This window comes from Achromobacter sp. ACM01, from assembly GCF_014851745.1.
In the GTDB taxonomy this organism is placed as follows: Bacteria; Pseudomonadota; Gammaproteobacteria; order Burkholderiales; family Burkholderiaceae_B; genus Achromobacter; species Achromobacter aegrifaciens.
Window position 1 is genome coordinate 976,603 of the sequence record NZ_JACVAF010000001.1, and the last position, 18,714, is coordinate 995,316.

The 18,714-nt window shown below is 66.0% G+C and carries 14 protein-coding genes; 11 read left to right on the forward strand and 3 right to left on the reverse strand.

Annotation, left to right across the window (positions count from 1 at the left end):
* Window positions 1-18: 18 nt before the first annotated feature.
* From icmH to tssJ, 3 genes are all read right to left on the reverse strand, one after another.
* Window positions 19-774 (reverse strand): type IVB secretion system protein IcmH/DotU, encoded by a 756-nt coding sequence (icmH, locus tag IB268_RS04540; protein WP_223283522.1) that lies wholly within the window; start codon window positions 772-774, stop codon window positions 19-21.
* Between the two features lie 33 nt (window positions 775-807).
* Complete coding sequence (gene tssK / locus IB268_RS04545; RefSeq protein ID WP_054452043.1) at window positions 808-2,154, reverse strand: type VI secretion system baseplate subunit TssK; 1,347 nt, start codon at window positions 2,152-2,154, stop codon at window positions 808-810.
* Between the two features lie 65 nt (window positions 2,155-2,219).
* Entirely contained in the window at window positions 2,220-2,837 is a 618-nt protein-coding gene (tssJ, locus tag IB268_RS04550) for a type VI secretion system lipoprotein TssJ (protein WP_225588881.1), read from the reverse strand.
* A 189-nt stretch (window positions 2,838-3,026) separates the two neighbouring features.
* Between tssJ and IB268_RS04555 the strand changes: the two genes are divergently transcribed.
* The 11 genes from IB268_RS04555 to IB268_RS04605 all read left to right on the forward strand — a co-directional run bounded on the left by IB268_RS04555 (window position 3,027) and on the right by IB268_RS04605 (window position 18,713).
* The gene (locus IB268_RS04555; protein WP_192353899.1) at window positions 3,027-3,695 is read left to right on the forward strand and encodes a hypothetical protein; all 669 of its coding nucleotides are present in this window, start codon (window positions 3,027-3,029) and stop codon (window positions 3,693-3,695) included.
* 45 nt (window positions 3,696-3,740) lie between these two features.
* A complete protein-coding gene (gene tssB / locus IB268_RS04560) occupies window positions 3,741-4,265 on the forward strand; it encodes a type VI secretion system contractile sheath small subunit (protein ID WP_013396290.1) in 525 nt (174 codons plus the stop codon).
* Window positions 4,258-5,751, forward strand: coding sequence for a type VI secretion system contractile sheath large subunit (tssC, locus tag IB268_RS04565; protein ID WP_059371264.1), 1,494 nt, complete (start codon window positions 4,258-4,260; stop codon window positions 5,749-5,751). Before tssB ends, tssC begins: the two co-directional genes overlap by 8 nt.
* A gap of 41 nt (window positions 5,752-5,792) precedes the next feature.
* Window positions 5,793-6,296: a type VI secretion system tube protein Hcp gene (locus IB268_RS04570; protein ID WP_006395404.1), complete on the forward strand. Its 504-nt coding sequence runs from the start codon at window positions 5,793-5,795 to the stop codon at window positions 6,294-6,296.
* A gap of 62 nt (window positions 6,297-6,358) precedes the next feature.
* The gene (gene tssE, locus IB268_RS04575) at window positions 6,359-6,844 is read left to right on the forward strand and encodes a type VI secretion system baseplate subunit TssE (protein ID WP_192353900.1); all 486 of its coding nucleotides are present in this window, start codon (window positions 6,359-6,361) and stop codon (window positions 6,842-6,844) included.
* Window positions 6,845-6,898: 54 nt separating this feature from the next.
* Window positions 6,899-8,737 carry a type VI secretion system baseplate subunit TssF gene (gene tssF / locus IB268_RS04580; protein ID WP_192354076.1) on the forward strand — a complete coding sequence of 613 codons (1,839 nt, stop codon included), beginning with the start codon at window positions 6,899-6,901 and terminating at the stop codon, window positions 8,735-8,737.
* A complete protein-coding gene (gene tssG / locus IB268_RS04585) occupies window positions 8,701-9,792 on the forward strand; it encodes a type VI secretion system baseplate subunit TssG (protein WP_175161300.1) in 1,092 nt (363 codons plus the stop codon). The genes tssF and tssG overlap by 37 nt, the downstream gene beginning before the upstream one ends.
* 18 nt (window positions 9,793-9,810) lie before the next feature.
* Window positions 9,811-12,507 (forward strand): type VI secretion system ATPase TssH, encoded by a 2,697-nt coding sequence (gene tssH / locus IB268_RS04590; protein ID WP_192353901.1) that lies wholly within the window; start codon window positions 9,811-9,813, stop codon window positions 12,505-12,507.
* Between the two features lie 14 nt (window positions 12,508-12,521).
* Window positions 12,522-15,224, forward strand: coding sequence for a type VI secretion system Vgr family protein (locus tag IB268_RS04595; protein WP_192353902.1), 2,703 nt, complete (start codon window positions 12,522-12,524; stop codon window positions 15,222-15,224).
* A gap of 17 nt (window positions 15,225-15,241) precedes the next feature.
* On the forward strand, window positions 15,242-16,087 hold the full coding sequence (locus tag IB268_RS04600; protein WP_192353903.1) for a DUF4123 domain-containing protein: 846 nt from the start codon (window positions 15,242-15,244) through the stop codon (window positions 16,085-16,087).
* Complete coding sequence (locus IB268_RS04605) at window positions 16,077-18,713, forward strand: T6SS effector BTH_I2691 family protein (protein ID WP_054452035.1); 2,637 nt, start codon at window positions 16,077-16,079, stop codon at window positions 18,711-18,713. The genes IB268_RS04600 and IB268_RS04605 overlap by 11 nt, the downstream gene beginning before the upstream one ends.
* Window position 18,714: the final 1 nt, after the last annotated feature.

Here is an 18,714-nt window from a genome sequence, read left to right on the forward strand (position 1 = left end):
AGCGGTGGCCTGAGGCCTTCAGGGTAGCGAGATGGTCAGGTGCGCGGCGCGCGGGCCGATCTTGACGATGTCATGGTACGGAGCCATGGCGGTCTGCATGTCGCGGTTCAGGAAGTGGCTCATGCCCAGATAGGCCAGCAGCCCCAGCAGCGCGAACAACGCGCCGATGCTCCACAGCGGCACGTCGCGCTTGAGCGTGTGGGCGATCTTGTCGGGCAGGGGCCAGTGCGGCGCGAAGCCCGCGCGCTTGCCGCGCAGCAACGTGATTTCATCGCCAAGCCGCGCCGTGAGATAGCCCAGCTTCTCCTGGCCTTCGATCATGTACTTGCCCTGGAAGCCCAGCAGCAGGCACATGTAGAACACTTCCAGCGATTGCAGGCGCGGCGCGCCCTGCGCGCGCAGGTCTTCCAGGCGCGCAAAGAAATTCTCGCCCGCAAGCTGTTCGCCAAACAGGGTCAGCTGCAGCGGCTGCAGCATCCAGGCGTCGCGGATGGAAAAGCCGGAATTCAGCACGGTCTCGTCCACCGCGGCGCAAAATGCGTACTTGGTGGCGTAGACGTCCTCGGCAGGAATGTCCATCTTCTTCGCGCTGCGCTCGAAGTCTGCCAGGAACTGCTGCACGCGCGCCGAGAACGAGGCGGCGTCCACGGGTTCCTGGCCGCTTTTCAGCAGGAACAGCATCAGGAAGCCGTCGTACAGCAGGTCCAGCAGGGACTTCGCGGGGCGCGAGCCATAGAAATCGGCGGCTCGGGGAGGGAGCGAGGCTCCGGGCATCAGGGTAGGCGCGGCGGCGGTCATGGGCAGGCTCTAGCGGGTGACGGCGATGAGGTCCAGTTTCAGTTCAGGTATGCCCGAGGGGGCATAGATGGCGATGCTGCGTGCCTGCAGCATGCGGTCATACAGCGAGCCGCGTGTTTGCAGGGTGAAGTAGCAGGCGCCCGGCTTGACGGGCACGGCGGGCGGAACCTGCGGCGTGTAGACGAGCTGCACGCCGGGCATGGCCGAGAGCACCAGCTTTTCCACGTCGTCGGGCGCGCCCACCTTGAAGCGCAACGGCACGGTCTCGGCCAGTTCGCTGGCCGGCGTGGCGGCGGATACCGACAGGTAGAGCGCGGTGGTCTCGTCGAGCTTGCCGGAATCCAGCCGGCCGACGTGGAACGAGGGGCGCAGTTCTTCCAGCACGATGGAGAAGTAGCGGGTGGAGATGACGGTGTCGAGCAGGTCGCGCAGGATTTCGTCCAGCTGCGCGAAGGCCGCGCCCGGCGCGTCGTGCTGGTAGGCCGGCAGGTCCGCCAGGGTGTGCACCTTGGAGAAGGTCATGAGCGCGCCGGCCAGCCGCAGCATTTCCTGGAACAGGCGCTCGGGATGCAGCTGCGGATTGTGGAACAGGTGCGACAGCGCGGAATAGGCTTCGTTGCAGGTGTGCAGCAGCCAGAACGAGGCCACATCGCCCGAGCGGAACTCGATGATGTTCTTGTTCGGTTCGCGGTGAAAGCCATAGAGCGCGTTGACCTTGGCCTGCAGTGCGTCCAGCAGCCGGCGCAGCTGTTCGAACAGCGCGCTGCACGCCTGCACCGTGACGCTGGGGGCGATGAAGCTAGTGTCCAGCTCGTAGCCGGCGCTGGCCGTGCGGCGCACGCGCGCTACGGGAATGGTCAGCAGCGCGTCGCGTGGCTCGTGTTCCGACAGCAGGCGCACGTTCTTGCGCAGGAAGGCAAGTTCGGCCGTGCTGGCGTTGGTGTACAGATCCGGCGCGGGGCTGTCCTGGTGCGCATAGCGCGCATCGAAGCCCTGTTCCTGGCGCGTGTCCCGATAGTTGCCGCCGATGTCCTTCATCGGGTGCAGCGCCAGGTAGAACACCGCCGTGCTGGCGCCGTCCAGGCCGTCCAGCGCGACCGCGGGCGGCAGGTCGTCGTTATGGGGGGCGCTGTAGATTTCGCCGTCGGGAAATATCGCGGAGAGCTCGGTGGCGCGCAGCATGCCGTTGGCAAGCGCCGCCGCGTCGAAGCGCGCCGCGCGCAGGCCCCATGCATAGGGATGCAGCGCGCGGCTCATTTCCGCGAGGCGGGCCTCGTGGTACGCGTCTTGGCGTTGAAAATGTTGGGGCCGCAGGAACAGCCCCTCTCCCCACAGTATCTTCGCTGAATGGCTCACGTTTGCTGGCTCTTGCTTCTTATATATAGAGGGCGTCGATGACGGCGGCTAGGCGCGGCTTGCGTTCAGTTCGGGCATTGCACCGAGCCGAGGCGGGCCGGGTCGAAGCCGGGCACGCCCGGTGGCAACACTATCTGTCCGGTGACCACGGTCATCGCGCAGGCATGGGCGCCCATGACGATGCCGGTGTCCTCGGCGGTCTTCACTTCGAATACGTATTTCCAACGCTGCGGCGCGGGCGCGTAGAACAAGCCCGCGACAGCGATGTAGGCAGCGGTTTTAGGCACTTTTTCCAGGTGTTCGTAGCGCTGTCCCGGCGTCAGTGTGACTTCGCGTGCAGCGATGATGCTGTCACCCAACGCCGCCTTTTCGGCGTCAGTATCAACCAATTGCGTGAGCGGTGCGCGCTGAAATGCCTCGGCATTCTTCAAATAGTATATTTTCGTAACCACAGCCATTGGCTGTCCGCTACTCGCATTCAAATTTTCTCCGGCATGTATCGCCAATTTCACATCGATTGGCGCATTCGGGTCTTTTTTCAGGCCCGCCATATCCATCATGCCGCCGGTCATTCCGGCCACCGCTCCGATCGCTGAAACCGCTGCGCAACCGCTGATTACGGGGCTTGCCGCGATGATGGCCGCTGCTGCCATGCACCGAGAAAAATAGAGATGTTTTGACATGGCTCTTTATACCGGAAGCCTGCGACAACATACAGATCACGGCACGATGAGCGAAGTTTCTGCGCGAGTTACATGAAGTAATGCACTGTAGTGCTGCGCTAACAAAAGGTTGTTGAAATACGCGGCCTTGGTTACACCCTCCTACATACCAAAAAAATGCACATATCCCGGGTTCTCCTCATCGGCGCAATGATGGCCTTCCTCGCGGGCTGCGCCACGTCCCCCAAGCCGCAGACCGACGCCGAGTACAAGCAGTCGATGACGCACGCCACGCAGACGCTGGCTGCCAAGGGCAACGATCAGGCGGTTGCCGAGTTCCAGGAAATAGCCCTGCTCAATCCCGCGCGCGGCGAGCCGTGGTCGTACATCGCCAAGATCCGCTTCGACGAGCAGAAGTACGGCGAGGCCATCGTCGCGGCCGATGAAGCGCTGAACCGTGACCCCGAAGACTTCACCGCCAAGACCGTGCGGGCCGTGGGCGGCCTGCGCGTGGCCATGCAATCGCTGGCCGATCTGCGCGCCAACGCGCTGTTGGCGGGCAACGCCCGCACTGATGCGGTGGCGCTGGCTGCCGCCATGCGTGAAACCCTGGGCCAGGACGTGCTGTTCCCCGAGGGTTACAAGCCCCCGCGCCCGCGCCAGCCGCGGCGCAACGATGCGCAGGGCGCGGCCGCCGCGCAACAGGCCAAGCCTGCCGCCAACGCGGCGGCGGCGGCGACGCCGCCCGCTACGCCTGCGGCCCCCGCGGCGAATTCCGCTGCGGCTCCCGCCGCAAAGCCGCCTGTGGCCCCGGCTGCTTCCGGCGCCGCGCCGGCCGGCCGCGCGCCGGATCCGTTCGGCAACCTCCTCAAACCCTGATCGGGCCCCACGGCCTCTTCACTATGCACTTCGCTTGGAGCCCCCATGGCTAAGAAAGAAAGCGTTCAGAAAAGACTCCAGAAAGTACGTCCGCCGCGCGTGCAGCTGACCTATGACGTCGAGAAGGGCGACGCGATCGAGCAGAAGGAACTGCCGTTTGTCGTGGGCGTGGTCGGCGACTTCAGCGCGCAGTCCGAAGCCGAGCTGCCGCGCCTGAAAGACCGCAAGTTCGTCAACATCGACGTCGACAACTTCGACGACGTGATGCGCGGCCTGGAGCCGCGCGCCGCGTACCGCGTGAAGAACCGCCTGACCGACGAAGGCGGCACCTTCGGCGTGGACCTGAAGTTCCGCTCGGTCGAGGACTTCCGGCCCGAGGCCGTGGTGCAGCAGATCGAGCCGCTGAAGGAACTCCTGGACATCCGCACCAAGCTGGCCGACCTGCGCAACAAGCTGGCGGGCAACGACAAGCTGGAAGACCTGTTGGGCGAAGTGCTCAGCAGCACGGAAAAACTGCAGCAACTGACCAGCGAAGCCGGCAAGAACGGCAAGGGAGGCAGCAATGAGTAATTCCGCCGCCGCGCAGAACGTATCCGCGCCCGCCGCCGAGGCCGACTCGGGCCTGCTGGACCAGATCGTCGAACAGAGCCGCGTGGCCAAGTCCACGGCCGAGCACGACCGCGCCAAGGATCTCATCGGCGAGCTGGCCCGTGAAGTCATGAAGGGCACCGTCGTGGTCTCGGACAACCTGTCCGCGATGCTCGACGCCCGCGTGGCCGAGCTGGACCGCCTGATCTCGGCCCAGCTGAGCGAAGTAATGCACGGCGCCGAGTTCCAGAAGCTGGAAAGCACCTGGCGCGGCCTGCATTACCTGTGCCAGGAGAGCAACACCGGCCCGATGCTGAAGATCAAGGTGCTCAACGTCACCAAGCGCGATCTGGTGCGCGACTTCCAGACCGCCATCGACTTCGACCAGAGCCTGATGTTCAAGAAGGTCTACGAAGAAGAGTTCGGGACCTTCGGCGGTTCGCCGTTCGGCGCGCTGCTGGGCAACTTCGAGATCACGCGCCAGCCCGAGGACATGTACTTCATCGAACAGATGTCGCACGTGGCCGCGGCCTCGCATGCGCCCTTCATCGCCTCGGCCTCGCCCGAGCTGCTGGGCCTGGACAGCTTTGCCGACCTGGGCCGCCCGCGCGACCTGGCCAAGGTGTTCGATACCGTGGAATACACCAAGTGGCGCAGCTTCCGCGATTCGGAAGACTCGCGTTACGTGGGCCTGACCATGCCGCGCTTCCTGGGCCGCCTGCCCTATGACCCGAAGGAAGGCACTTCGGTAGAGGGCTTCAATTTCGTCGAGGAAGTGGACGGCACCGACCATGCCAAGTACCTGTGGTGCAACGCCGCCTGGGCCTTCGGCGCGCGCCTGACTGCGGCCTTTGCCGACTTCGGCTGGTGCGCGGCGATCCGCGGCGTGGAAGGCGGCGGCCTGGTCGAGAACCTGCCGACCCACACTTTCAAGACCGACGACGGCGAAATCGCCCTGAAGTGCCCGACGGAGATCGCCATCACCGACCGGCGCGAAAAGGAATTGAGCGACCTGGGCCTGATTCCGCTGGTGCATTGCAAGAACTCGGACTACGCCGCGTTCTTCGGCGCGCAGTCGGTGCAGAAGGCCAAGAAGTACAACACCGACAGCGCCAACGCCAACGCGGTGCTGTCGGCCCAGCTGCAATACATCTTTTCGGTATCGCGCGTGGCGCACTACCTGAAGGCCATGATGCGAGACAAGATCGGCAGCTTTGCCTCCGCGCAATCTGTCGAGAGCTTCCTGAACCGCTGGGTCTCGCAGTACGTGCTGCTGGACGACAACGCGAGCCAGGAGCAGAAGGCGCAGTTCCCCTTGCGGGAAGCATCGGTGCAGGTTGCCGAGGTGCCGGGGCGTCCCGGCGTGTTCCGGGCCGTGGCGTTCCTACGGCCTCACTTCCAGCTCGATGAGCTTTCGATTTCGTTGCGCCTGGTCGCGGAACTCCCCGCCCAAGCCCAGAAGTCGTGACCACCGTCGGATTCGACGATTTTTAACCAGAGAGGCTATTAATGAAGGACATCTACGTCAAATTCGGCAACCCCGCACTCAAGGGCGAGTCGCAGGACAAGGACCATCCGGACTGGATCGAAGTCGGATCGTGGCGCCATGAAATCATCCAGCCGCGTTCGGCTACCGCCTCCACCTCCGGCGGCCACACCGCCGAGCGCACCGAGCATGGCGAGATGGTCTTCACCAAGGACCTGGACGTGGTCAGCCCGCTGCTGTATCAGCACGCTTCCGGCGGCACGACGTTCGACGAAGTGACCATTGATTTCCTGCGCGCCGACGGCGAAGGCAACCGCGTCAAGTACCTGGAAATCAAGCTCAAGTACGTGATCATCTCGCGCGTGGCGCCGGAAGTCGTCAGCGAAGGCCTGCCGCACGAATCGTTCTCGCTGAAGTACGCCGCCGTGCAGTGGAAGTACACGCAGCAGAAGGTGGGCGGCAACCAGGGCGGCAACGCCCAGGGCGCATGGAGCCTCACCAAGAACGACAAGACGTACTCGGTCTGAACCTGACCGCATGAACGGCAAAGGCCCCGGCCGGTCCGGCGCCTTTGCTCAATGAGGCCGCGATGAAGGGATTCGAACCCAGCCTGTTCGACAAGTTGTTCGACGGCGACGGGCAGACACCGCATGCGTTGCGACGCCTGTCGGTGGAAGAAATCAAGGAAACGGTCGCGCGCGACATCGAGGCCCTGCTCAATACGCGCATGGTCTTCACAGAAGACGCGCTCAAGCGCTTTCCGAACTGCCAGCGGTCCATCCTGACCTATGGCTTGTCGGATTTTTCCGGCCTGAGCCTGGCCAGTCACTACGACCGCGAGTTCATCTGCCGGTCGCTGGAGCAGGCGATCGCCCGCCATGAGCCGCGCCTGACGCATGTGCGGGTGTTGCTGCAGGTGGACAGCCGCGCGACCTCAGTGCTGTATTTCGCGATTACCGCGATGCTGGACGTAGGGCCTGCGCATGAGCCGGTCACGTTCGACGCGACGCTGCAGCCGTCCACCTTGCAGTACTCGGTGAGCAAGGGCCGGGCCAAGGCCGCGGCGGCCGCCTGATAACAAACCATGCACGCGGGCGCCGGCGGCACGCCGCCGGCGAAGAAGGGAAAGATGGAAGAACTGCTGCCTTACTACGAACGCGAACTGGGCTTTCTGCGCGGTTCGTCGCGCGATTTTGCGCAGCGCTATCCCAAGATCGCCGCGCGGCTGGGGCTATCCGGCGAAACCTGCGAGGATCCGCACGTCGAGCGGATGATCGAATCGTTCGCGCTGCTGGGCGCACGCATCAACAAGAAACTGGACGACGATTATCCGGAATTCACGGAAGCGTTGTTCGAGGTCATGTACCCGCATTACCTGCGCCCGTTCCCTTCGTGCTCGGTGGCGCAGTTCGACATGGGCGGCATGGCCTCGCAGCTGACCGCGCCGGTGCGCATGGCGCGCGGCACGGAATTGAAGTCGCATCCCGTGCGCGGCGTGGCGTGCCGTTTCCGCACGGCGTATGACGTGACCCTGGCGCCGGTGAGCGTACGCCAGGCGGTGTTCGCGGCCACGGCCAATGCACCGTCTGCAGCCAGCCTGCCGGCGGGCGTGACGGGCCGGTTGTCGCTGACGCTGGTCTGCCTGGCAGAAACCCAGAATTTTTCCACCCTGGCGGTGGACCGCCTGCGCGTATACCTGCATGGCGAGCCCTCATTCGTAGCCGCGCTGCGGGACTGCCTGTTCCTGCGCACCGCCGCGGCCTATCTTGAAACGCAGCCGGGCCGCTGGAACCGCATGCAGGACGTGCCGCTGGCGGAGGTGGGGCTGTCCGAGGACGAAGCCCTGATCGACTTCCCGGCCAGCTCGCATCCCGCCTACCGGCTGCTGGCGGAGTACTTCGCGTTCTCCGAGAAATTCAACTTCGTGGACATCGACCTCGCGGCGCTCAGGCGCGCGGCAGGGCCGGTGCGTGAAATCACCCTGCATCTGGCATTGAAGGGCGTGCGCGCGGATTCGAACACGGCGCGCCTGCTGGAGTCGGCCTCCGCGGACAATTTCCGGCTGGGCTGCACGCCCGTGGTCAACCTGTTCGCGCAACGCGCCGATCCCATCCGCGTCACCCATGCGCAGGCGTCCTATCCGGTGGTGGCCGACGCGCGCCGCGCCTATGGCTACGAGATCTATTCGATCGACCGCGTGCGTCAGGTGCGGCAGAACATGCAGGGCGATTCGGTGGTGGAATTCCGGCCCTTCTATTCGCTGCATCATGGCGAAACGCCCGAGGGCGCCGGTCACTACTGGACGGCGCGGCGCAATGCCATGGTGGCCGAGCGCAGCCCAGGCTACGAAATGGAGCTGTCTATCGTCGACATCGATTTCGATCCCTCGCTGCCGCAGACCGAGACCCTCAGCCTGGAACTGACCTGCACCAACCGTGACCTGCCCGCGCATCTGGCGGTGGGACAGCCGGGCGGGGACCTGTTCCTGGAGGGCGGCTCGATCGCGCGTGAGATCCGCATGTTGCGCCGGCCGACGCACACGCATCGCTTCCAGCAGGGGCGGGCGGCGCACTGGCGCCTTATTTCGCATCTGGCTCTGAACCACCTGTCGCTGGTCCACAGCGGCCTGCCTGCGTTGAAAGAGACGCTGCGGCTGTATGACCTGTCGCACTCCGCGGTGGCGGCGCGCCAGATAGAAGGGCTGGTCGGCCTGGACTACAAGCCTGCCACGCACTGGATGCCCGGCGAGCCGTTCGCGACCTTCGTGCGCGGCATCGAGATCCGGCTGACGATCAACGAAGACAACTTCGTCGGCACCAGCCTGCATGCCTTCGTGGCGGTGATCAACCGCTTTTTCGGCCTATACGTGCATGCCAACAGCTTCGTGCAGCTGGTTGTGCTGTCGCGCCGCGGCGCGGAAGAAATCCTACGGTGCGCTCCATGCAACGGCGACGCGATCCTAGCGTAATCGAATCGCTGCTGGCCGAGCCGCAGCGCTTCAAGTTTTTCCAGGCCGTGCGCGTGCTGGAGTCGTGGTTCGCGCGGCAGGAAGGCAGCCGCGCGCGCAATGCCGTGCCCGCGCACCTGCGCTTCCTGAACTCGTCTTCGCTGGGCTTTCCCGCCAGCGAGATCGCCGCGCTGACAGCCTATGACAAGCAGGGCCAGGCGCTGGAAGACACCGAAGCGCGGCTGGCGGCGCTGGCAGCAGGCAACCTGGGACGAGTGGAGATCGAACCGGCCTTCTTTGGCCTGTTGGGCGCACAGGGCGCCATGCCGCTGCATTACACCGAGATCCTGAGCACGCGCGAGAGCTCGCGGCGCGACCGCGGCGCCCGCGCCTTTTTCGATATCTTCTCCAACCGGGCGGCGGCGCTGTTCTACGCGGCCTGGAAGAAGTACCGCATGCCGGTGCGGCACGAGACCGAACAGGACCACCATTACCTGCCGCTGCTGCTGGCGCTGGGCGGCATCGGCCATCCGGCGCTGCGCGACCGCCTGCAGTCGGGGCAGGGTCGGGTGTTCGACGAATCGCTGGCGCACTACGCCGCGGCCGCGCGCCAACGGCCGGTATCGGCGGCCTACCTGCAACGGGTACTGGCGGATTACTTCCAGGTGCCGCTGCGGGTGGAGCAGTTCGTCGGGCGCTGGTATCACGTGCCGCCGCAGAACCGCACGCAGCTGGGCATGCCTGGCGCGGTGCTGGGCGTGTCGGCCATGGCCGGCGACCGCATCTGGCAGCGCGACATGCGCATCCGGCTGTGGATCGGCCCCTTGTCCAAGGACGCGTTCACCGACTTCCTGCCCGGCGGCGCGCGCGCCCAGGCGCTGGAGAAACTCCTGACCATGTTCGGCGGCATGAGCTTCGAATACGAAGTGCGGCTGGTGATGGCCAAGGAAGACGTGGGCGGCAGCGTGCTGGGCGAAGGCGGCGGCGCGCGTCTGGGCTGGAACTCCTTTCTTTGCACCGAAGCGGTGGCATCGGACCGCGATGACGCCAGCTACGAATTGCACACCATACATTGAGACTAGACGACCTGGAATATGGCCACACCCTTGAAGACCCTGATTGGAAAGCTCAACCAGACCTGCCGCCAGGCGGCCGAGCGCGCCGCCAGCCTGTGCATGGCCCAGGGGCACTATGAGGTGGACCTGGAACACCTGTTTTTGGCGCTGCTGGAAAAGCCGGCCAGCGATTTCAGCATCGTGGCGCGGCGCAGCGGTATCGAGGCTTCGGTGCTGGAAGCGGACCTGAATGCCGAGATCCGCGGCTTCAAGAATGGCAACACGCGCACGCCGGTGTTTTCGCCGCATCTGCCGCGGCTGTTCGAACATGCCTGGCTGATCGCTTCGCTGGACACGCAGACCACGCGCATCCGCTCCGGCCATCTGCTGCTGGCCTTGCTGACCGAGCCCGACCTGGCCCAGTTGGCGCGCCGCGGTTCGCGCCTGTTCGAATCGTTCAGGCTGGATGAACTGAAGCACGATTTCGCCGCGCTGACGGCGGGCTCCGAAGAGGCGGGCCAGTCGGTGACGCTGGGCGACAGTCCGGCGGCGGACGCTGCCCAGGACGGCGCGGCCCCTGCTGCAGGCCTGTCCAAGACGCCGGCGCTCGACCAATACACCGCCAACCTGACCGAGCGCGCGCGCGAAGGCAAGATCGATCCGGTGATCGGGCGCGATGCCGAAATCCGCCAGATGATCGACATCCTGACGCGTCGCCGCCAGAACAATCCCATCCTGACCGGGGAGGCCGGCGTGGGCAAGACCGCGGTGGTCGAGGGGCTGGCGCTGCGCATCGTGGCGGGCGACGTGCCGCCGGCGCTGGCGGGCGTGGCCCTGCGCACGCTGGACATGGGCCTGTTGCAGGCCGGCGCCAGCGTCAAGGGCGAATTCGAGAACCGTCTGAAGAATGTGATCGACGAGGTCAAGCAAAGCTCCACGCCCATCATCCTGTTCATCGACGAAGCCCACACCATGATAGGCGCGGGCGGGCAGGCCGGACAGAACGACGCAGCCAACCTGCTCAAGCCGGCGCTGGCGCGCGGTGAACTGCGCACCATCGCCGCCACCACCTGGAGCGAATACAAGAAGTACTTTGAGAAGGACGCCGCGCTGGCGCGCCGCTTCCAGGTCGTGAAGGTGGAAGAACCCAGCGAGGAACTGGCCGCCAGCATGCTGCGCGGCATGGCGCCGCTGATGGAGCAGCACTTCGGCGTGCGCGTGCTGGACGAGGCCATCGTGGCCGCCGCGCGTCTGTCGCACCGCTATATCAGCGGCCGCCAGCTGCCGGACAAGGCCGTCAGTGTGCTGGACACGGCCTGCGCGCGCGTGGCCTTGGGCCGCAGCGCCACGCCGGCACTGATCGATGACGCGCGCCACCGCCTGGCGCGCCTGGAGACCGAACGCGCCGCCCTGCGCCGCGAAGCCGCGGCGGGCGCGGCGCAATCCGCGCGCCTGCGCGAACTGGATCAGGAAATGGACGCCACGCGCGCCGCGTTGACGGACGCGGAAGCGCGGCTGGAGCAGGAAAGCGAGCTGGTCAGGCAGATCCACGCGCTGCGCGAGGAACTGGAAGCGGCGGGAACGGACGTGACGCCGGAGCCCGCCGGCAAGCGCCGCTCGGGCAAGGCGGCCGAACCCGTCACGCCCGGCCAGGCACAACTGGCCGAACTGCAGCAGCAACTGCGCGCCTTGCAGGGCGAGGCGCCGTTGGTGCCGGCCTTCGTGGACGCGCAGGTCATCGCCGAGATCGTGTCGGCCTGGACTGGCATTCCGCTGGGCCGTATGGTCAACGACGAAATCCGCACTGTGCTGGAACTGCAGCCCCTGCTGGCCGAACGCGTCATCGGCCAGGACCATGCCTTGCACGCCATCGCGCAGCGCGTGCGCACCGCGCGCGCCGGCCTGGAGGACCCGAACAAACCCAAGGGCGTGTTCCTCTTCATTGGCCCCTCGGGCGTGGGCAAGACCGAGACCGCGCTGGCCGTGGCCGACGTGCTGTATGGCGGCGAACGCAAGCTGGTCACCATCAACATGAGCGAGTACCAGGAAGCCCACAGCGTATCGGGCCTGAAGGGCTCGCCGCCGGGCTACGTGGGCTACGGCGAGGGCGGCGTTCTGACCGAGGCGGTGCGCCGCCAGCCCTACAGCGTGGTGCTGCTGGACGAAATCGAGAAGGCTCATCCGGACGTGCTGGAGCTGTTCTTCCAGGTGTTCGACAAGGGCGTGATGGACGACGCCGAAGGCCGCGAAATCGATTTCCGCAACACGCTCATCATCCTGACCTCCAATGTCGGGTCCTCGGCCATCATGCAGGCGTGCCTGAACAAGAGCGCGGAGGAACGGCCCGATCCCGAGGCCTTGCAGGAACTGCTGGCGCCGCAGCTGTACAAGGCCTTCAAGCCCGCCTTCCTGGGCCGCATGAAGACCATCGCCTATTACCCGGTGGACGACGACGCGCTGGCCCGCATCATCGGGCTGAAGCTCGGCCGCATCGCGCAGCGGGTCCAGGCCAATCACCGCGCCGCGTTCGAATGGGACGAGGCGCTGGTGGAGGCCGTGCTGGCGCGCTGCACCGAGGTGGATACGGGGGCGCGCAACGTCGACCACATCCTGAATGGCACGCTGTTGCCGCAAATCGCGGAGCAGGTGCTGGGCCGCATGGCGCAGGGCGAGGCCATCGCCCGCATCCGCGTTACCGCCGGCAAGAACGGCGATTTCCGTTACCGCCTTGCCTGACGCCGGAGCCTGACATGCCGATGGATAATGCCGGCCTTTCCCGAATGTCGATCGCGTCGGTCGACCAGGCCAACCGTTTGCTGGACCTGCGCACGCCGCTGGGCGCCAACCGGCTCGTCGCGGAAACGCTGTCCGCCACGGAGACCCTGTCGGACGGCGCGTTCCGGCTGGAACTGACGGCGCTGTCGGACGATGCCGGCATCCCCTTGTCCGAACTGCTGGGCAAGCCGGCGACGCTGCGCCTGCAGACCGCGCTGGGCCGCGAACAGCCCCGTGTCTGGAATGGCTACATCATGGCGGCCGAGTTCCAGGGCGCCAACGGCGGGCTGGCGCGCTATGGATTGACGCTGGAGCCCTGGCTCGCGTTTCTGCGCGCGCGCCGCGACAGCTTTGCCTATCAGGACAAGACAGTCATTGAAATCGTCGACAGCATCTTCGGCGATTACAAGGACCAGGGGGGGCTGGCGCCGCAATGGCGTTGGGTGGTGAAGGACCGCGCCGCCTACGCCAAGCGCAGCCTCACCGTGCAGTATCGCGAAACCGATCATGCCTTCGTCGAGCGCCTGCTGGCCGAAGAAGGCCTGTTTTACTGGGTGGAGCATGAGGCCGGCGAAGGCGAGGGCAGCCACACGCTGATCATTGCCGACCACAACGGCGCCTTTCAGCCCGGCCCGCAGGCCAGCGTGCGCTTCGCGCGCGCCGACGTGACGGAGACCGAGGACAGCATCCAGCAATGGAGCCGGCGCGCACGCTGGCAAACCAATGCGGTGCGCATGGCCAGCTGGGACTACCGCAGCGCCCAGGCCAGGCCGGTGGCGGCCCAGGTCGATGGCGGCGGCGCGAAGGGCGCGATGGATCTGGTCGTCAATGACTATCCCGGCCAGTACGCCTACGAGGACAGTGCGCAGGGCGAACGCCTGGCGCACATCGCGCTGGCCGCGCTGCGCGTGGGCCAGGACAGCTGCGAAGGCGCGGGCACGGTGCGCACGCTGGCGCCGGGCCAGCGCTTCGATCTGACCGGGCATTATCAGCAGGGCGGGGCCGCCTATGTGGCGATCGCCGTGCGGCACGAGGCCCGCAACAACTTCGACGAGGACCTGGGCCGCGCCGTGCGCGAGGCGCTGGGCGAGACCGGTCCGCAGGCAGCCGAGGCCGACTTCTACCGCAATACCTTTACCTGCATCGGCATCGATACGGAATTCCGCAAGGCCACGCGCGACGGGCACGGCGAACGCCTGCATCCGCGGCCCACCGTGTACGGCGCGCAGACCGCGCTGGTGGTGGGCGCCGAGGCGCCGGTGCACACCGACCGCGATCACCGCGTCAAGGTGCAGTTCCATTGGCAACGCGGCAAGGCTTCCAGCAGCCGCCTGGAGCATCCTTCGGGCGACGAGAACGCGCCGGCCAAGGACGAACTTGGCACGTGGGTGCGGGTGGCGGAGTCCGTGGCGGGCGGTGACTGGGGCGGGAACTTCGTGCCGCGCGTCGGCCAGGAAGTGCTGGTCGAGTTCCTGCACGGCGACATCGACCGCCCCGTGGTGGTGGGCGCGCTCTACAACGGCGCAGGCGCCGAGGACGCCGCGCATAACCAGGTGCAAGGCGGCGCCGCCAACGCCACCGGCAACGCGCCCGCCTGGTTCGCGGGCGGCGCCGACGGTCATGCGCACAACGTGGTGATGTCCGGTTTCAAGACGCAGGCGCTGGCCAGCAGCGGCCAGGGCACCGGCGGCTACAACCAGCTGGTGCACGACGACACGCCCGGACAGTCGCGTCTGACGGCTTCGACCACGCAGGCCGAGAGCCGCCTGAACCTGGGCCATATCAAGCAGCAGCGCGACAACGAAAGACTTCAGGACCTGGGCCACGGCGCGGAACTGTCGACCCGAGAGGCGGTGGCGCTGCGCGGCGGCTCCGGTCTGCTGATCAGCGCGGACCTGCGCGGGAACGCCGAGGGTGCGTTGCTGGACAGCTCGGAAGCGGCCAAGCAGATCGAGCGGGCGGCGCGTTCAGCGGAGGAGTTGGCGCAGGCGGCAGCGCGACAGAAGGCGGTGCTGGAAGACGATCCGGAAACACTGCCGGCGCAGGATGCATTGAAGCACGTCCTGGAGGTGATCGACGCGAAGCAGGACGCGCCCGAGGGCGAGCCCGTTGCCGCCTATAGCGAACCACAGTTGCAGGTGAGCGCGCCCAGCGGCATCGGCCAATACACGCCGGCCGACGCCTTCCTGGCGGCCGGGGCGTCGTTGGCGCAGGTGGCGCCGGACGTGAACTGGGTCAGCAGCGCCAACCTGGCGGTGGGCGTGGCCGGCGGCGCGGTGTTGTTCACGCTTGGCCGCAAGGCGTCCGGCGGCAGCCCGGTGCAGGGCCAGGGGCTGCTGCTGCATGCGGCGGGCGGCAAGCTGCGCCTGCACAGTCAGGATGCCAAGATGACTCTGTCCGCGGAAAAGGCGGTGACCTTCGCGTCGGCGCAGGCCGGCGTGACGGTGCAGGCGGCCAAGCGCGTGCTGGCGACGGCCGGCGGCGCCTATGTGCGGGTGGAAGGCGGCGGCATTCAGCTCCATGCGCCGGGGAAGGTCGAGCTGAAGGCCGGCGTGCATAACTGGGTCGGCCCGGAAAGCAGCCAGGCGAACCTGGTCTTCAACGAAGCCAGCCCCTTGTGCGAAGCGCGCGTGCGCGGCGCGGCCCAGCGCGGCGGCGCCGTGGTGCCGCTGGGTTGAGGCGGGAGGAAGGCGGCATGCTCGATTACCAGGCTTTCAGCGCCCATGGCTTTGGCCTCATCCAGGACGAGCGGACGGCCGGCGTGCCGGCCTGCGTCCAGGCCGAAGCCCTGGTGCCGCCGGCGCTACGGAAAATGCCGGGACTCATGCCCCGGTTGGTGGACCTGACCGCAATGCCAGCGGCGGACAAGGCGCAGGCGCTGGCTAGCCTGAACCAGGCCTTGCTCGATGGCGAGGATCTCTGGCTGGGGCTGCTGTTGCAGTCCGATCAGCCCGCCGATGCCGTCGCCGCGCATCTGCGCTCGCGGATGATCGTCGACATCGCGGGACAGGGGCCGTGCTTTTTCCGCTTTTTTGATCCGCGCGTTTTGGTCCAGCTGCCATGGATGTTGGACCCGGCGCAGCTGTTCTGGCTTTGCGGGCCGGTGCAGCGCTTCGTGTTCCACCTGGATGGCGCATGGCGTGCGGTGGCGCGCCCCGACGCCGAGGGGGCGGCGCGTCCGAAGCTGAGCGTGGATCAGTCCTTCGCCTTGACCCAGGTGCAGGCCCTGAATGAAGTGCTGTCGGACCTGGATACGCTGGAGCCCGAAGGGCGCGTCGCCTTGGGCCAGAAGGTGATGGCGCATTTCCGCACGGCCCGCGAACTGGGCCTGGCGACCGCGCAGGAACGCAAGGCGTTTGCACGGCATGCCCTGGACGTGCACCCCGCCTTCCACCGCCACGAGCGGGTCCGCGCCTGCCTGGCAGCAATGCAGCCCGAAGATGATTACCCCTACCTTGCTGCGGTCCAGGACCTGTCCGATGAGGACTGGTCCAGCGTGCGCGCGGATATGGAACGAACTGGAGAGCCCGATGGCCGATGATGCAAAGAACTGCGGGAAGAAGCGCTCGTCGCTGGATTGCGGAGAGGATTGCCCGTTTCACCGGATCGGCCTGCCCATCATGCCGCTGCGCTACGCGGTGCTGAAGAACGACGGTGCCTTTGCGGCGCTGGACGGCGACCTGAACACGCCGCAGCTGGCAGAGCGGCCCCTGGGTGACAGCGCGCGCTATGGCGTGCGGCTGCTGCGTCCGGGCTATCTGTACGTCTATGACGAGGCGCGCTCTGAGCTGAAGGGCTACTACGTCAACGAAAACGCCACGCTGTACAACTTTGATCTCGACAAGCCGGTGCAGGACTGCGACCGGACCTTTACTTGCACGATGGACCACGAAGCCAAGGCTTCGCTGCTGACTATTCCGAACGCCAAAAAAGCGACATTCGTATGGTTGGCGTTTTCGGACGTGCAGTGGACCAAGGACGTGTGCAAGGCGCACAAGGGCAAGAAGGGCGCCGATATGCGCGAGCGGCACATGTTCAAGTTCGATGTGCAGGCTTGGCTCAGCAGCGGCAAGCACGCCAATGCCAAGAGCATCAACACCCTGAAGGATACGGCCGCGGACTACCAGGTGCATCGCAAGCGCGACCTGGATCAACATCAGAAGCAGCAGTTGCTGGGTTGGAGCACCGTCGGCTATTACGACGTGAAGGGCTGGATGGGGGAAATGATCGAGAACGCCGCGGAGGCCTTCCTGCCCGGCAAGGGCCTGATGCTGGCGCTGCCGGACAGCACCGGAATCCTGCAGGATCTCGCGCGGCTGATGCGCATACGCTTCGACGACTTCGTATCGAACAAGGAGGACCTGCGTCCCCTGACCGTGTCGAAGTCCATCGAGTCTCTTAGCGAAATCATCATGCAGTCGGCCGAGAGCGAGTTCCTGGAGCAAAGAGGCCGGGATGCCACCAACCATACGGTCTATGGGACCACGACTCCGAGTATGGGAGCCGGCCCGGGAGGGTCGGGGGCCGGGGGGCTGGCGGTAGGCCAGATGCTGGCGGACTGGCTGATGCCGGAGAACAAGAAGCAGCGCATGGCCGAGGCGGAGGACTATCGCCATCCGACCGAGGCCGAGCGCGGCAAGGTGCGCTGGGAAGCCTGGTCGAAGTACTTCGACAATTACGACGAGAACGCGCGCAGGGCATGGCAGAAGGGATTCGACGAGCGCTTGGCGCAATTCGACGCGGCGACCATCGTGCCCTTGGCGAAGGCGCACGTGGCGTGGATCACCTGCCAGAAAACGCTCGATTCGTTCGAATGCAACTACGACTCCAATAACGCGGATAGCGGTGCGGTTTACCAGACGGTCCTTGCGTTGTGCATCGACGGAACCCAGGACAAGCGCATTTGCTTCAAGCAGTATGCGGACTGGCTACAGGGGGAACCGGACGACACGCGCAACCTGTTGCTGCGCGCCATGTTCCACAACCAGGATTTCGTGGTCAAGAAGGTGGTCGAGGCGCACGAAGCGGCGCTCGACTGGAAGGCCATCCCCTGGGGCAATCTGCACGAGGCCTACAAGACCGGGCTCAAGGTGCTGAGCGAAGGTCAGATGGACAAGACCGCGCGCCTGCTGGAGCAGGTCATGGGGCCGGTTGTGCATGTGCTCAGGCTGGGCGTGGATAGCGGCATCGCGCGCAAGCTGGCGATGTACGTGGGCCTGCTGGCGCGGCAGAACGTGGCGATCGTGGAAGTCGAGGGCGGCAAGAAGGCTTTCCGCGCCGCGCTGATCCGCGAGGTACTGCGCCAGCATGGCAGCCAGGTGAGCATGCGCCAGATGGAGCAGGCGGTGGCGGACGAGCTGCGGCGGTTGGAGGTGCGCGGCGAACAGCTGGAGGGCACCGACAAGAAGCGCTGGTTCATGCTGGTGGACAGGGACGCTGCCGCCAATGTGTCAACGGACCTGCGGGCCGCGGATAGGGCCAGGGCCTTGGCGCAGACCACCATGACGGTCGAGGAATACGAAGCCCGGGAACTGTCGCGCTGGCGCACCGCGATCAACACGGACGTCCGTGTCGGCGTCGTCGGCTGCCTGTTCCAGACTGTGGCGGTGTACAAGCTCTGGAGCGACCTGGAATCGGCCATGCCTCACGAACGCAGCGACGCGAGCTGGAAGTTCGTGGTCGGCATCGCGTCGGCGGGCGGCTCGGTGGCAGACGTACTGGGCGTGGCGCTCAAGAGCCGGCAGGCCGCGGGTATGCGGCTGGGGATTGGGGTGGGACTTGAAACCACCGGTTCTCTGCTGGTGCGATGGGGCGGCCGCATAGGCGTCGTCACTGGCGTCATCATGGCCGTGTTCGATTTCAAATCTGCCGCGGACCAATTCACGATTGAAAAGAACGGCTTGATGGGCGGGCTTTACCTTGCCTCGGGTATCCTCAGCCTGGTTGTCATCGGAGCGTTCGCCCTGTCGGCCACGGTCGTGGGCCTGATCGCGGCGGTGCTCCTGATCATCGTGGCGATATTGATAGAGAAGTTCAAGGGCAACAAGATCGATGAATGGCTGAAGCGCTGTCTGTGGGGGAAACTGCAGGGACAGGCCGGGGCCGATTACTACTATGGGGTGCAGCAAGAGATGAACAGCCTGCGCGTGGCCTTGGGAGGGTCGTGAT

What these genes read in the sequence shown, in the direction of transcription:
- tssH (WP_192353901.1), top strand. Translation starts at nt 9,811, where the DNA reads ATGGCCACACCCTTGAAGACCCTGATTGGAAAGCTCAACCAGACCTGC.
- IB268_RS04555 (WP_192353899.1), top strand. Translation starts at nt 3,027, where the DNA reads ATGATGGCCTTCCTCGCGGGCTGCGCCACGTCCCCCAAGCCGCAGACC.
- tssF (WP_192354076.1), top strand. Translation starts at nt 6,899, where the DNA reads ATGGAAGAACTGCTGCCTTACTACGAACGCGAACTGGGCTTTCTGCGC.
- IB268_RS04605 (WP_054452035.1), top strand. Translation starts at nt 16,077, where the DNA reads ATGGCCGATGATGCAAAGAACTGCGGGAAGAAGCGCTCGTCGCTGGAT.
- IB268_RS04570 (WP_006395404.1), top strand. Translation starts at nt 5,793, where the DNA reads ATGAAGGACATCTACGTCAAATTCGGCAACCCCGCACTCAAGGGCGAG.
- tssB (WP_013396290.1), top strand. Translation starts at nt 3,741, where the DNA reads ATGGCTAAGAAAGAAAGCGTTCAGAAAAGACTCCAGAAAGTACGTCCG.
- tssE (WP_192353900.1), top strand. Translation starts at nt 6,359, where the DNA reads ATGAAGGGATTCGAACCCAGCCTGTTCGACAAGTTGTTCGACGGCGAC.
- tssJ (WP_225588881.1), bottom strand. Translation starts at nt 2,837, where the DNA reads ATGTCAAAACATCTCTATTTTTCTCGGTGCATGGCAGCAGCGGCCATC.
- IB268_RS04595 (WP_192353902.1), top strand. Translation starts at nt 12,522, where the DNA reads ATGCCGATGGATAATGCCGGCCTTTCCCGAATGTCGATCGCGTCGGTC.
- icmH (WP_223283522.1), bottom strand. Translation starts at nt 774, where the DNA reads ATGCCCGGAGCCTCGCTCCCTCCCCGAGCCGCCGATTTCTATGGCTCG.
- tssC (WP_059371264.1), top strand. Translation starts at nt 4,258, where the DNA reads ATGAGTAATTCCGCCGCCGCGCAGAACGTATCCGCGCCCGCCGCCGAG.
- IB268_RS04600 (WP_192353903.1), top strand. Translation starts at nt 15,242, where the DNA reads ATGCTCGATTACCAGGCTTTCAGCGCCCATGGCTTTGGCCTCATCCAG.